At 32.1% G+C, this 14,671-nt stretch carries 7 protein-coding genes and 8 pseudogenes; 3 read left to right on the top strand and 12 right to left on the bottom strand.

The window, feature by feature from the left end; genetic code table 11:
• From U881_RS13195 to U881_RS13190, 8 genes and pseudogenes are all read right to left on the bottom strand, one after another.
• Positions 1-150: pseudogene (locus U881_RS13195) on the bottom strand (variable large family protein); the annotation flags it as partial.
• A 144-nt stretch (positions 151-294) separates the two neighbouring features.
• Positions 295-1,383 (bottom strand): annotated as a pseudogene (locus tag U881_RS10505) (variable large family protein).
• A gap of 569 nt (positions 1,384-1,952) precedes the next feature.
• A pseudogene (locus tag U881_RS10500) lies at positions 1,953-2,548 on the bottom strand (variable large family protein); the annotation flags it as partial.
• 429 nt (positions 2,549-2,977) lie between these two features.
• Positions 2,978-3,370, bottom strand: a pseudogene (locus U881_RS13845) (variable large family protein); the annotation flags it as partial.
• A 310-nt stretch (positions 3,371-3,680) separates the two neighbouring features.
• Positions 3,681-4,707 (bottom strand): annotated as a pseudogene (locus tag U881_RS10495) (variable large family protein).
• A gap of 236 nt (positions 4,708-4,943) precedes the next feature.
• A pseudogene (locus tag U881_RS10490) lies at positions 4,944-5,964 on the bottom strand (variable large family protein).
• Positions 5,965-6,484: 520 nt separating this feature from the next.
• A pseudogene (locus U881_RS10485) lies at positions 6,485-7,383 on the bottom strand (variable large family protein).
• Entirely contained in the window at positions 7,316-7,537 is a 222-nt protein-coding gene (locus tag U881_RS13190) for a hypothetical protein (RefSeq protein WP_235048118.1), read from the bottom strand. The pseudogene U881_RS10485 and the gene U881_RS13190 overlap by 68 nt, the downstream one beginning before the upstream one ends.
• A 139-nt stretch (positions 7,538-7,676) precedes the next feature.
• On the opposite strand from U881_RS13190, the gene U881_RS0101830 reads away from it, so the two are divergent.
• Positions 7,677-7,862: a hypothetical protein gene (locus U881_RS0101830; protein ID WP_024653067.1), complete on the top strand. Its 186-nt coding sequence runs from the start codon at positions 7,677-7,679 to the stop codon at positions 7,860-7,862.
• A 596-nt stretch (positions 7,863-8,458) separates the two neighbouring features.
• Here the strand turns inward: U881_RS0101830 and U881_RS13040 are convergent.
• The 4 genes and pseudogenes from U881_RS13040 to U881_RS11810 all read right to left on the bottom strand — a co-directional run bounded on the left by U881_RS13040 (position 8,459) and on the right by U881_RS11810 (position 11,464).
• A pseudogene (locus U881_RS13040) lies at positions 8,459-9,467 on the bottom strand (variable large family protein).
• 347 nt (positions 9,468-9,814) lie between these two features.
• Entirely contained in the window at positions 9,815-10,003 is a 189-nt protein-coding gene (locus U881_RS0101800) for a hypothetical protein (RefSeq protein WP_024653062.1), read from the bottom strand.
• Positions 10,004-10,165: 162 nt separating this feature from the next.
• On the bottom strand, positions 10,166-11,101 hold the full coding sequence (locus U881_RS10475; protein ID WP_235048117.1) for a hypothetical protein: 936 nt from the start codon (positions 11,099-11,101) through the stop codon (positions 10,166-10,168).
• Positions 11,102-11,116: 15 nt separating this feature from the next.
• Positions 11,117-11,464 carry a hypothetical protein gene (locus tag U881_RS11810; protein WP_084538408.1) on the bottom strand — a complete coding sequence of 116 codons (348 nt, stop codon included), beginning with the start codon at positions 11,462-11,464 and terminating at the stop codon, positions 11,117-11,119.
• A 663-nt stretch (positions 11,465-12,127) separates the two neighbouring features.
• Between U881_RS11810 and U881_RS0101785 the strand changes: the two genes are divergently transcribed.
• Positions 12,128-14,065 (top strand): plasmid maintenance protein, encoded by a 1,938-nt coding sequence (locus tag U881_RS0101785; protein WP_024653061.1) that lies wholly within the window; start codon positions 12,128-12,130, stop codon positions 14,063-14,065.
• Positions 14,066-14,342: 277 nt separating this feature from the next.
• Positions 14,343-14,606, top strand: a complete 264-nt coding sequence (locus U881_RS0101775) for a hypothetical protein (RefSeq protein WP_235048116.1) — start codon at positions 14,343-14,345, stop codon at positions 14,604-14,606.
• The last annotated feature ends 65 nt before the right edge of the window (positions 14,607-14,671 follow it).

Below are 14,671 nucleotides of genomic sequence, written 5' to 3'. Positions count from 1 at the left end.
GTCTTCGCTATCTCTACTATGCCTTTCAATGCTTGATACGCTTTCTTTAATTCCTCTGTATTTGCTGCTACTCCTTGTTAATTGCTTGATGCAGCTCCTACTACATTCCTCATCATCTATCTCTTTTAACAACTCTAAATGCCCTTTTAATTCCCCCTAATACCTTCTTAGCTCCATCAACTGCTCCTTATTTAATACTATAGATCACATATGCTAAAAAAAAGAAAACAACTCTTCTGCATAAATAGAAAAGTGTTTTCCTTTAATGACTTTATTATTTAGTTTAATGATTTATTATTTCGTAGTAGGTTGAGTAGTACTAGCTTCAGTAGCATTAATTCCAGGAGTATCTGAGTATTGTATTTCTTTAAAAGCTTCTCTTACTTTATCTAGATTATTTGCCACTGTTTTCCTAATTATTACATCAAGTATCCCTAGTACTTTGTTTACCGCACTTGCAGCTGCTGCTTTCACTGTTTCAGTATCTGCATTATTAGCACTAAATTTACCACCCTTAGTCATAGCCTTTAAAGCTACAGCTGCTACTAGATCAGCATTGGTCTTTGCACCATTGTTAGCCGCACCAGCATTCGCATTAGAAGCAGCTAGTGCTCCAGCTTCATGATTATTATTGTTACCAGCAAGAGCAGCAGGAACAGTAGCCTTAGCATTCTTAATTTTGTCAATCATTGCCCATGGATCTGCTTTTGATACCTCAGCTACTAGTTTAAGACCAGCATTAGCACCAGCATTGCCATTAGCACCACCAAGTACAGCAGGAGCATCAGTAGTAGCAGCAGCTGTTACCTGTCCACCAGCATTCCCAACATCAATTTTTACACCAGACTTCTCTGCTACTTCAATAATAGTTTGAACTCCACCAATAATAGCTTCAACTCCAGCCTTTTCAGCAGCACCAGGAACAGCATCAGCATTATGACCAATTGGGTTACCATCATTAGTTACACTAGCCAGTTTAGTTAAAGCAGCAATTAGTTGCTCAAAAATCTCAATTGCTCCTTTAATTGCACCCTTAACAGTTTCAACTGTGTTATCCTCAGCATTCTTAGCTTCAGAGATTTTACTTGATAGCTCGTTTAACTTATTCTTAGTTGTTGTAAGTCCATCTCCTATTTTCTTAAAGTGTTCTCCTACTTTGCTTCTATTATCATCTGATTTAACAACATTAAAGCCTAATGCATCACCAACAACATTCCCAAAAACGCCAAAAATCTCCTGAAATCCTTGACAGATCTTAACCAAAGAATCTAAAAAACTATTCTTCCTCTCTAATCCCTCTTTCTATGCTACTAACCCACTATTACATCCCATAATTCCCAAAATCATCATAATAATCAAACTTCTCTTGATCACTCCTCTCATCTTCCCAACACCCCCTCTCTTATAATAATTAATGTTTATTCCTCTAATTCCTCTCATCATCTTTTTCCCTCCTTAATCAACTCTTTAATCCCCCCCAAGCTTTAAATCCACAATTTAAAGCTTCCCTTCTCTTCCCTTTCTTTACTCTCTCACTAAGCTCTTCTAAATAAGATCTTCTACATAAGCTCTCCTAACTTCTAAAAAAAGTTACTCGGTTTACAGTCTCCTTTCTTCTCTTCTTTAAAAGTTTCCCTTCTCTTCCTATTATTTAAAGAGTCTCTCTTCTCTTATTAACTTTATTTCAACAGAAAAAACACAAGAGAAATGAATAAATAAAAAACGAATGAAATGCACACATGATAAATTAATGATTAATAAAAAAAATAAAGAAAATATATTAAATCAATTCTTAATGTAACAAGAAAACATCTTCCCTATATGACTTCAAAAAGAATAAAAGAAATGTTTTCCTTAAATAACTTTTTTTTTACTGATTTTTACCGATAATTATTTATTATTGTCCACTAGTTGCTGCTTCTGATGTCTTATCTTCTTGCTTCACTATAGCTATTGATTGCATTAGCATGTTTATCGTCACCATTTTTAGCCGCAAATTTACCATACTTTGCCATTGCTCTTAATGCTATTCCTGCTGCTATTACTGCATCTTTTTTTGCTGGGTCCTTAATTTCCTTCTTGTCATTAACAGCCGGAGCTACCGCAATTTCAGCCGCATCTTTAGCATTTTCAATGCCATTTACACTATCATCAGAAGGATTCTCTTTAGAGATAGCTATAGCTCTTAATATGTCAGCCCCACTTACTGCACCTATTGGTGCATTTGCCTTAGCTGCCTCTGCCTCTTGAGAACTATCATCATCTTGATTGCCAAACAATTTACCAATATCCTTTCTCTCATCTTGAATTTTTGTAGCATCAGCATTACCTTCACTTTCTTTCAACACTACCCCAACAATAGATCTAATTCCTTTAACCAAAGCAATAACTGAAGGTTTATCAGCAGCAACCGCAAATCGGTTTTTAACAGCATTACCTATAGCATTATTTACTTTTGTTAATTTCATTGTCTCAGTAATTTTAGTAAAATAACGCCAATATCCGATTTCTTAGTCTCAGACTTTATTCCCAATGTCCCAGTATATAGTAGATACCTCATTTAACAAGAAAACATCTTCTCTGTTACTTCGTTTTTTATTCCCCCCCTCATTTCTTTTTTCCCTATTGAAACCTTAAAAACAATCAAAACAAATAAGTAATTGATATATTATATATTTTACAATAGCTTCTACTGCATTAGCAGCAGCACTATTCACCACATCACATCACCGGCATTTCCAGCTTCAATCTCAATAGTGAATTTAGGAAAAGGATTTTTGGAAATATTTGTCACTTTAAGTGATATATAAAATGAAATATTTGTACTATATAAGTATTATATAATTACGAATACTATCTATAAGTACGGATTATATTTGTTATAAATTTGTATATAACTTCAACACTATCTTTATAAGCAGCCACTGCATCAGCATTATTTGCAATATCACCAATGTCAGTACCCACTAGCTTCTTTAGTTACAGCAGCAAGTTTAGTTAGAGCACCAATCAATTGATCAAAGACTTCACTTGCTCCTTTGATTGCATCTTAAATACTTTAAATTGTACCTCCATCAGCATTCATAACTTCAAAGATTTTACTTGATAGCTCGTTTAACTTATCCTTAGTTGACGTAAGTCCAGCGCTCCTATCTTCTTAAAGTGTTCTCCTACTTTACTTTTCTTATCATCCGATTTAACAACATTAAAGCCTAATGCATCACCAAAAACATTTCCAAAAACGCCAAAAATCTCATAAAAAAAACCTTCCCCCCCCTATCTTAATCAAAGAATCTAAAAAACTATTCCTCTTCTCTAATCTCTATTCCTCTGCTAACAATCCACTATTACATCCCATCATCACTACCATACTTCTCTTAATAACCCCCACTACTTATCCTTCTCCCTTCTTCCTTCCCTTTCTTCTTTTTTTCTAGCTCTTTTATTTATTTCATTTTTTTCTTCCTTCCTTATTTCTCTTTACAAGCTTAGGTCAAAAGAAAAAATGAAATAAAAATGAATAAACGAATATTAATTCACCTTATATTCAACTTCTGATTCTTCTATTCTTAATTTCATACAAAATAGAAGACAACCTAAAATCATCTCTAAGTTTCCTCCTATTCTCATTAATAAATAATCTAATCTAAATATCTGTCTTATTACTTACTTAATTATTTTCATTTTTTTGCATTATTTACTTCTTTTTTTACTTTATCAAATACCTTTTTCACTGTCTCCTTAATTATATCATCTATTGCTCCTAACAGTTTATTTGTTGCACTTATTCCTGCAATCTCTACTCCTTTGTTATCATTACCAGAATGAGAAGCTAATTTACCATCTTTAACTAAAGAGCGCAATGCTATTCCTCCACTAACTGCACTTGCTAATGCTGCATCCTGTGCCAAATTAGCTGCTGTAGATCCTCCTACCGCAAATTCCAATGCACTTGTATTTACACCTGCATTAGCTGTTATCGCTTTAGCTTTATCTTCCCCTGATTTCACTATCGCTGCTAACATTTCCTCTCCTCTCACTGATGATACTATTGCTGCTGCTTCCAATCCTGCATTACCTCCTGCATTAGAACCTGCTGCTAATACCTTGGCTCCATTTTCTGGATTAGTTCCGCCTAATGATGTGTTGACTACTTTTATAGTACTTTTTTTGAGTTCTTCAACACCTTCTGTAGTAGCTCCGGTTACGATTCCTTTCAATGCTTCATATACTGGCTTCCAATTTAGCCTGATTTGCTGTTACTCCACTTTGACTGGCTTGTACATCAACTACTTTGTTAGCATCACCTATATCCTTTAAAGACTCTATATATCCTTTCAATGCTATCAAAGTATTTTTAGCTTCTCCAATTTTTATCTTTAATTCTAATTCCTTTCCTTCTTTTCTTGATTGTTCAATCTTATTCCCAAATTCAACTAATTCTTGTATAGATTTTTCAATTCCACTTGCTAATGCTTTGAAATATCCTCCTACTTTATCCCGAGTTGTATCTGTAGTAACAGTAAAACCTAAAACATCTGAAATCAACTCCAAAAAGGAATAAAAAGTACTCTCAGCACTCCTCCCAACTTCCATCATTGCCCCACTTATCCCACTCCCAGCGCCATTCTGTTTTCCCTGGTGCCTATTCTTGTTGTCCACATCCATAACTCCCAAAATCATCATAATAACCAAACTTCTCTTCATAAAATTAACAACTAATTAAGAAAATACAATTATCAAAGATAAAAAAACGATAAATCTTTAATAAGACATACTAAAACACAAAAAAGGAACAATTATTGATGAGTCAAAAAAAATTTAAGTCTGAAACGTAACACTGGACTATATAAAAAAGGAAAACAACTCTCACACAGAAAAAAGTTTTCCTCAAATGACTTTATTTAATTACCTATTCCTTATTAACTCTAATTAGTTAATGATTATTGATTTTTAGCTTCAGTAATTACAGGAATATCACCAGAATTCATTTTTATTGCTTCTTTAACAGTCTTAAGTCCTTCATCAATAGTCTTTCTTATTGCTATCGTTAACGTATCTAATGCTTTAGTTACTGAACTTACTGCCGCCCCTTTAACTGCAGTAACAACATCAACAGTAGCAGCATTATTAGTATTAGCAAACTTACCACCTTTAGCCATAGCTCTTAACGCTATAGCTCCTGCTATAGTTCCATCCTTAGCAGAAGCAGCCTTCGCAGAATCCTCAATACCATTCTTAATCATAGCTTTTAGTATATCAGCTCCAGTTACGGCTCCAACTGCCTTTGCTGCATCAGCTGCTGATTTTTTTGCTTTGTCAGCACTATCACCAGCATTAGCTGTGTCAAACAACTTCCCCGCTTCATTATCAGCAGCAGCACCTCTTGCACTAGAACCATCAGTAGCCTTTTTATCGGTACCAGCCTCAGCATTTCCGACACCTTTAAGCACTACATCTACAATATCCTTAATTCCCTTCACTAAGTTTACAACATCTCCACCAGCACCTGCAGCAGCCCCAACACCACCAGCAGAAACATTACCAACTGGTTCATTAGCATCACCAATAGCCTCACTAGCAGTCTTTGCTCCACCAATTATCTTATTAAGAATCTCACTAACTAATTTATTTACTGCACTCTCTACTCCCGCCGCATTCGGATTCCCTTCTCTCTTCATGTCAGCGACAATTTTATTAAGCTTATTTTTAATCCCCTCTACAGTTTCTTTAACTGTATTAAAATAATTCCCCACATCAGATTTCTTACTCTCCACATTTAATCCCAACACACTCCCAACAATATCCCCAAAAGAAGTAAAAACACCAATAAAATCATTCCCCCAAGCCAACCAAAGACTGCAAAAACTCATTCTTCTTTTCTAGCTCCGCTACTCCATTATTACATCCCATAATTCCCAAAATCATCATAATAATCAAACTTCTCTTTATCACCCCTCTCATCTTCCCACTACCCCCTCTAATTTCTTCTTTATCTTTTATTCCTCTAATTCCTCTCATCATCTTTTTCCCTCCTTAATCAACTCTTTAAAAACCCCCCCAATCTTTAAATCCTCAATAATTTAAAGCTCCCTTCTCTTCCTTTTCTCTCTCTAAGCCCATCTCAATAAGCTCTTCTAAATAAGCTCTCCTTTCTTCTAAAAAAAATTACTCGGTCTTCATAATCCTTTCTTCTCTTAAGTTCCCTTCTCTCCTTTATAACGTTCCCTTTCCTTTAAAGAGTCTCTATTTCTATTTCTATCAACTTTACTCCAACAGAAAAAACGAAAGAAAAACGAATAAATGAAAAACAAATGAAATGCACACATGATAAATGAATGCTTAATAAAAAATATAAAAGAAATATATTAAATCAATGAACTCTAACAAGAAAACATCTCCCTGTATGTCTCAAAAAGACAAAGAGAAGTGTTTCCTTTAAATGACTTTTTTTACCTTACTGATTTTTATTGACAATTACTTATTATTGTCCACTAGCTAAACTCTCTGCTTCCTTATCTTCTTGCTTAATTGTAGCTAATACTTCATTTATCTTTTTTAAACCACTATCAACTGTGTCTCTTATTCCTATAATTAGAGTGCTGAGTGTCTTGTTTACTGCACTTGATGCTACACCTTTAGCTGCAACAGCTTCAGTCTTCTTATCAGCAGTGTCCTTTACAACAAATTTACCATCTTTTGCCATTGCTCTCAAGGCTATTCCTACTGCAATAATTGCATCTTTCCTTGCTGAATCTTTAATTTGATCATTATTATCAGTATTAGTACCCTTAGCTCAAGCCAAAGCAGCCGCATCCTCAGCCTCATTAACCTTACTATCTCTCTTAGCATCTGAATTAGCTGCTGATATTGCTTTTAATATGTCAGCTCCACTTACTGCTCCTATTGATGCACTTGCTGCTGCCACATGTTTATCTTCAGTACCCTTATCATTCTCATTCTTAGCACCAAATAACTTCCCAATATTCTTCTTATCATCTTCAACAGGATTAGTTCTATCTGCTTGTCCATTTCCTTCTGTAATAACCAAATCAACTATCCCTTTGATTTCCTCAACCAAATTCTTTATACTTCCTGTATCAGGACCATCAATTCCAGCAGCAGCAGATTTTACTACCTGACCAATTAATGCAGTATCAGTAGCCCCCAAAGCAACTTTCTTTGCTCCTACTTCTATCTTGGTTAATTTCTCACAATAAATTTTAACACCTCTTTCTTTACCTTTGCATAATTCCCATTCTTCTCTAAAATTTCGTTTAACTTCGTTTTAGTTGTTTTCATTGTCTCTGAAATTTTAATAAAATAAACCCCAATATCCGATTTCTTTGTATCCACTTTTATCCCCAATGTCCCACTTATCATATCCCCAAATATCACAAAAATATCTAAAAATCCCTTTCCCTAAATTCACCATAGAACTCAAAAACTCATTCTTTACTTTCTCTTCTGCCAATAACCCACTATTACATCCCATCATCACCACTATCAGCATCATCAAAAGACTTCTCTTCATCATTACTCTCTTCTTCTCTTTTTCTCTCCTTCTCTTATCTATTTCTCTACTTACTTCTCAAGATTACTTCAACAGTAAAACATCAATAAATGAATGATATATAAATTGAAATTAACTTGCCAAATGAACAAATGAGAAATGAATGCTTAATAAAAAAGATAAAAGAAACATATTGAAATCAGTTGATTTAACAAGAAAACATTTTGCTATCCTTAACGTAATAGAACTTAAGAGTATATCAAGATCACATAATTGGATATTTAAAACTATTGATAACCTTAATATCAGTGTTAATAAAATTCCTACATTCAAAATAAACACACTCTGATTTGAATAAGTCAATATAAGAATGACTCTAAATCCTATAGTCTTTCAATAGTCATTTTAAAAAGTTTTTATTATATTTATTCCTATCTCATATCTATCCACCAAAAAAAAGCCATATCTAATCCTCTTTTATTTTAAACCTTAAAAGATTTATTAAACAAACAAATCACATAAGATATTAAATCTATAGACTAATATCAATTGGCATAATTTATTTTAATATTCTAGGATTAACATTTATTGAATATTTTTTCTTCATGATATATAACTTTAATAAACATATTACTTGCTATAGATTTCAGTATATTAACATTTATCTTTATGAAGTTATAAACTATAAAATGTCAGGCGCGCTTACAATTATCTATAACTACTATTAAATTAAGACTTAAACGAAGCAACCAAAATTTCTTTAAATATATATAAATTTATAACAAACAAAATTTGTACTTATAAATAGTAGTATTCATAAAACTACTTATATAGCACATAACCTCATTTAACAAAAAAACATCCTCTCTGTTATCTTATAAAGAATAAGAGAAGTGTTTCCTTTAAATGATTTTATTATTTAATCATTTTTTTATTAAATTCTAATTAATTATTAATTTCAGATATCTTTTTATCAGAACTTACAGGAGTATCATTAGCATTAACTTTCATTGCTTCTTTAATAGTATTAAGTCTCATGTCTATTGTTTTTCTTATTGCTATAGTTAAAGTATCTAATGATTTAGTAACTGCACTTAATGCCACTCCTTTAACTGCAACAGCAATAACCCCATCACTATCAGCCCTCACTAGCATTAACAAATTTACCACCTTTTGCCATCGATCTTAACGCTATAGCATCTGCGATAGTTCCATCTTTAGGAGCAGCAACAGCATTCTTAGAACTAGCCAATTTAACAGCATCACAACCTTCTTTAATCATAGCTTTCAATATGTCAGCTCCAGTTACTGCACCAACAGACCTAGCTGCATGCATCAACTGAAGATTTTTTTGTATTAGCAGAATCACCAGCATTAGCTGAAGCGAATAATTTACCTGATTCGCCATTCCCAGCAGCACCTGCAGTTCTTGAAGTAAGATTCTCAGCCTTTTTGTCATCCCCAGCCTCAGAATTACCCTCAGTTTTAAGAATTATATCTACTATACCTTTAACTTCCTTTAACAGACTCTCAACATCAACCAACAGTACCACCATTATTTTGAGCAGCCCATATCACCAAGTAGGCCACCTGCAGTACCAATAGCCTCACTAGCAGTCTTTGCTCTCTCTATTATCTTATCAAGCGTTTCACTTACTAATTTCTTTACTTCACTCTCTACTCCTGACGCATTCGGATTTCCTTCCCTCTTCATATCAGCCACAATATTCTCAAGCTTATCCTTTGTACCTTGCACAGTCTCTTGCACTGTCCTAAAATATTTCCCAACATCAGCTTCTTACTCTCAACATTTAATCCCAATACACTCTCCAAAAGATGTGAAAACACTGATAAAATCACTACCTAAGCTCACCAAAGACTTCAAAAATTTACTCTGAGCACTCTCTCCTACTTCTCCTTGTTGTCCACATCCTATCATCACCACTATCATCATCGCCACAAGACTTCTCTTTATCACTTCTCTCTCCTTTTCATTCTCTTAACAACATTAGTCCCAAAGCAAAAACAAAATGAATAAATAAAAAATAAATGAAATGCACACATGAAAAATTAATGCTCAATGAACAAGATAAAAAAATATACTGAAATAACTTAATCTAACAAAAAAACATCTTCTCTATATTCCTCACAAAGAACAAAAAAAATGCTTCCTTTAAACTTCTTTATTTATTTTAATAATTTTTATCGATAATCACCTATTATTGTCCACTAGCCACTGCTTCTGCTAGCTTATCTTCTTGTTTAGCTGTAGTTAATTCTTAACTTATCTTCTTTAAACCACTACCAAAATATTCCCACCGCAATTATTAGAGTACTAAATGTCCTACTTAATGCACTTGATGCTATACCTTTAGATACATCAAACTCAGCCTTCTTATCATCAGTATCCTTTATAATAAATTTACCATCTTTGCCATTGTTCTTGATGTTATACCTCCTTGTAACACTAAGTCCTTCTAATTTGATCAAAACTCCTTATAGTCCATTTTTCAACTTAAGCAATTTTCTAGCCAGCTTCAACGAAATCAGCAATAAATCACAGAATATCACCCCAGCTACAGCCCAAATCCATTGTCACATCCACCTATTATTTGAAACAACTCATCTATTGATTTAACCAAAATTTTAACCTCATTCATTCCTTTGAACCAACTCTATTACTTTGCATTGATCGTCAACATTATTTTTCTTGTTCTCTTCACTAAATAAACTATCTGCATCAATATTAAGCAGCAATCTTTGTTTCTTTCTTATAATTAAACCGTTATCTTTTAAATCTGATAAATACTTCCTTATTCTATAATGCGATAACTTAGTATCTTCATTCATTTGTCTCAATGACTTTATAGTACGATTATCACCTTCTAAATTAGATGCAATAAATTCAAGAGATTCATTAGATACTTTATTAGATACCTTTTTATCTCGCAATTTAACAGTTTGTATACTTTTTTGCAACTTAGGTTTTAAATTGCTCTTATTACAATCAATACCACCACATAAAAATACTGACTTTTCTACATAAAACTTATGATAAGCATTTTGTATAATACAAAACACCATCGCTAAAAATATATCAAGACAAATAGACAATAATAATAGCGAATAAACAAAAATTATATTAAGATAATCATCTTTAGCAATAACAACAGATGTTCCATTCAACACATTTGCAGCCTTAAATCGATTGTTATTGATAGCCGTTGTTTCAATCAAACTACTAAGCCTGAAACGCAAACCTTTTAAAGAATTTAAATATTCATCCCTTTGATTAAACAAAGCCTTATTTTCTGTTTTTGCATTTTCAATTTCTCTCAAATAATCTTGCTTCATAGTCTTATATGTATAGTCCAAATTTAAATGCTTATTCTTAGCATATTCTATTCGATCATTATTATTCTTTATCTTAACATCAATACTAGTTATTTCACTCTCTATTATCCGTTCTTTATCAGAAAGTAATTTACGGATACCTTCCTCTTGCTCACTCTGACTTTTCTTAACACTCAAAAAAGTGTCCCTAATAGTATCCTCAAACATTAGACTAAAAAAACTTTCAAAACTCATCCAAGAACTCACAGACTAAGTTACAAGTCCTATCACCAACAATACAAATATTGCAACTTTTTCTAAATACACAAACACTGAAGCTTTTACAATACCCTCAACTACACGCTTTCTTAGCAAATACAAAAAATACAATAATATTGACGATGGTACTATTATAATGACTATTGTAAATGGTAATGTAAAATATAATTTGGAATGATTACCAACATTATAACTCACAATCCCTCTATGAGAATGCAACACATTAAAGAAAAATAAAAATAAAGCAAACATTATTAACCAAATGTTGCGAACAAAAAATTCAAAATTAAGTCTCCAAGATTCTACAATACTAAATTCAACATTTATATTTTTTATCATATTTACTTATCATCAAAGACCTCTCTCCAATTATATTACTATATAATCAACAAATCTCACATACTCTCTACAACTTTGTGATGAAAACAATCAACTTGAAATGATAATAACATAAAACAAATTATTATACCTCTATAAAATCATAAAATGCCTAAATACTTTCATCACATCACAAACATTTGTACTGAAAAAGACAAAACAGCAAATGTAAAATAACCATCAAAGTAAAACTAACTAAGTAACCCCATTAAATTATAGTCTAATCTCAATCAAAGTCAATTAAATTTAGATTGAGACTTAGCCTAGATCACTCTTCACCTCATCTATTTTAACATCAAGTTTGCTTACAATAACAATACAAATTAGTATATTTCTTCATTAAGACAAATCTAAACTCCATCTACCCTTACACCAAGTCTGATCTCAATTGTATCTATATCCTAATTCACATCAATTTGATACATACTCATAATAATACAAAAAAATAAGACCAGTAACCTAAATTACCTAAATTATTGACCTTGTTCAGGAATTTACACAGTCAACGATAATAAAAAAACCTATAATACCAATCTTTTATTTTATTTATATAAAGTTTAAAAAACAAAAAAATTGCATATAAAAAAATCACCTTGACCTCAAACCTAGTCAAGAGTGAAATTTTTGTATATAATAAAATATATAAATATCCAAAGCTTCTTTTTAAGAAAAAGAAAATCCAAACTTTGGATAAAAAATCAACAAACTATGTTAAGTATAGCAAAAGATAAGAAGAATTTCAAATATCAAGACCCAAAAGGTCAAATAAATGCAATATTAAAAAGCCTTGTAGAACTAAATATTTATAAAAATCCCCATAATACTCAAACGATACGAATGTCTTATGTAAAATTGCAAATAAGTAAAATGCTTAAACGCTACAACAGATTGCTTAAAGTTTACTGGGCAATAAATACTAAAAATACAAATTACAAACAATCAAATGGCATTGAAGAATATTCCGCAAGTGATATCCAAAAAATAGTAATTAAACTATTAGAAAATGATTATGCAAAAAAAGTATGTAAGCGCACTCTAGAACTAGATATAAAGTTACTAAACAATCTAAATTTAATAAAATCTAAAATTATAAGATTTGGTAAAGGAAAAGGAAGTGTTGCTTACTATGTTCAAAACATGGAACTAATGCCTACACATAAAGAAACAATATTAGAATATCTAACACAACTTCTACAAGACAATTTAAAAGATAAATTCATTATTGGAAATTTTGATTTTGATAAGCCTTTTGATAACGAACCCAAAAATATAAATTCAAAAATAAATTCGAAAACTACAAAACTCATAAAAGAAAAAATAGAATCAAAAAACAACGAACAACTTAATAAAAATCGCATGAGTATAATTTCGCATGTGCACGATTCGGATGATATTAATAAAGCTAATACAAGCTATATAAAAGAAAAGAATTCTAAAGGGAACTCAGAAATGATTTTGAAAAAATCTGATTCTCATGAGAAAGAGAAAAGCAAGAGCAAAATAAAGAGAAAAGATATTGAAACAAGACTGTTATCTGAATACAAAATTAGCAAAAAATATGTAAAGCGGATAAAAGAAAAAAGCAATAATGATTCGACGTACATAAACGCGCTGCTAAATTTGGAGCAAGCAATAATTGATTATGGAATTGAATACAGTCTTGAAGACATTTTGGAACACTTTTTAAAGCAATTTGCGAACAGGTACAAGCACAAAGTGTGGATGATGATGAAAAGGAAAGATGGGATAATAAGCGATTACGAAGTAATTTGGAAAGAGCGATTTAGAGATTGGTACTCGAACAAGTACAAAAAGCGATGTGTTTCAAAAGCAGTCTATGGCGAAAATATATGCGTTGGAAAAAAATTTTTAGAAAAAAAAGGAAAAAAAGCAGTAAAAAATTTGCAGATTTCTGAGAAAGAAAAGGCAAAAAAAGAAGAGGAACACAGGCTAGAAAACAAGGGACTACAAGAATATTTGCAGAGGCTATTTAAACAGGAAGCGAAAGAGAGAGAAGAGAGACTGAGAAAGGCAGAAGAAGAACGAAGGCATTTAAAGAATAGAGCAAGAGAAAGTATGTCAGCCACTTTACAGAAAAACATAGGCAATAATGCACAATCAAACGAAACAGATAGTCTTTTGTATAAAACGCCCCCAAGCATTTTATCTGAGTCATTGTCAAATGAGGATATTTATGAACGTAAAAGCGGTTATAAAAGGGGTGAAATAGCAAATGAAATGTCGCTATCTGAAATTGATGAAAATGTAGGTGTGGTTATAGAAGGAGAAGAAGGACAAATGTTTTCAAAGAACGGTTCTTTAGACAGCATAATTTCTGCAATTTCAGAGCAAAATATAGCAGACAATACTGGTGTGAATATAACAGGTGATGTATCAAATAATTCTGCACCTGACATTTCATACAGGTTGTTGCCGAAGATGGATATTGAATTTGAAACGAATTATGCAGTATTTAAGAGAACAAAGGGAATGTCTTTATCTAGTTTAAGGATTGTAGTTAAAGAAGAAAGGAATAAAATTATAAAAGAAAAGGAGACGTGACATGAGATTTAATTTGCGATACTTGGCAAAAAGGCTATATATAAAGCTAGATAGGCTTTGGAGAGCATATATGAGTGAAGAGGTGTAGTCTAATCGAATAGATGAAACAATAGTTAATTTTCCAGTACTTGTTCCAGATGATATTGACTATGAGTATATATATGGATACTTTAAAGAGTGTGTAGCAAAGAAATATACAGATAATCTTGATATCAATATTAAGCAAACAGGTGGAGATTATTTCTGTGAAACGAAGATAGGTTTCATGATGAATCGTATGTTGGAGAGACTTTATACAGATTATAAGGAAATTTTACTTAGCAATTTAGAAAAAAAGGTTGTAGAGAGACCTAAGGTTGAGATAGAGGAACCTAGGGGTGATTTGCCATTAGAAAGTGATGAATCTAGTGTTGAGCCATCAGTGGAGGATGATGAGTCTAAGGTTGATTTGTCGTATTCAGGTGAAGAAGAAGTTGGGAAGGAACAACAAGCTAAGCAAGTCAAGGTTTCTAAAAAGCCTAAAGTAGCAACAAGTGCTTAAGAATTATATGTGAATTATTATTTCCATATTTATATATTATAGAATTAGTAATTCACATTTACTTA

Origin of the sequence: Borrelia persica No12, from assembly GCF_000500045.1 — a bacterium.
GTDB lineage: Bacteria > Spirochaetota > Spirochaetia > Borreliales > Borreliaceae > Borrelia > Borrelia persica.
The sequence above is the reverse complement of the archived record's forward strand: the minus strand, read 5'-3'. Positions and strand labels throughout refer to the sequence as shown.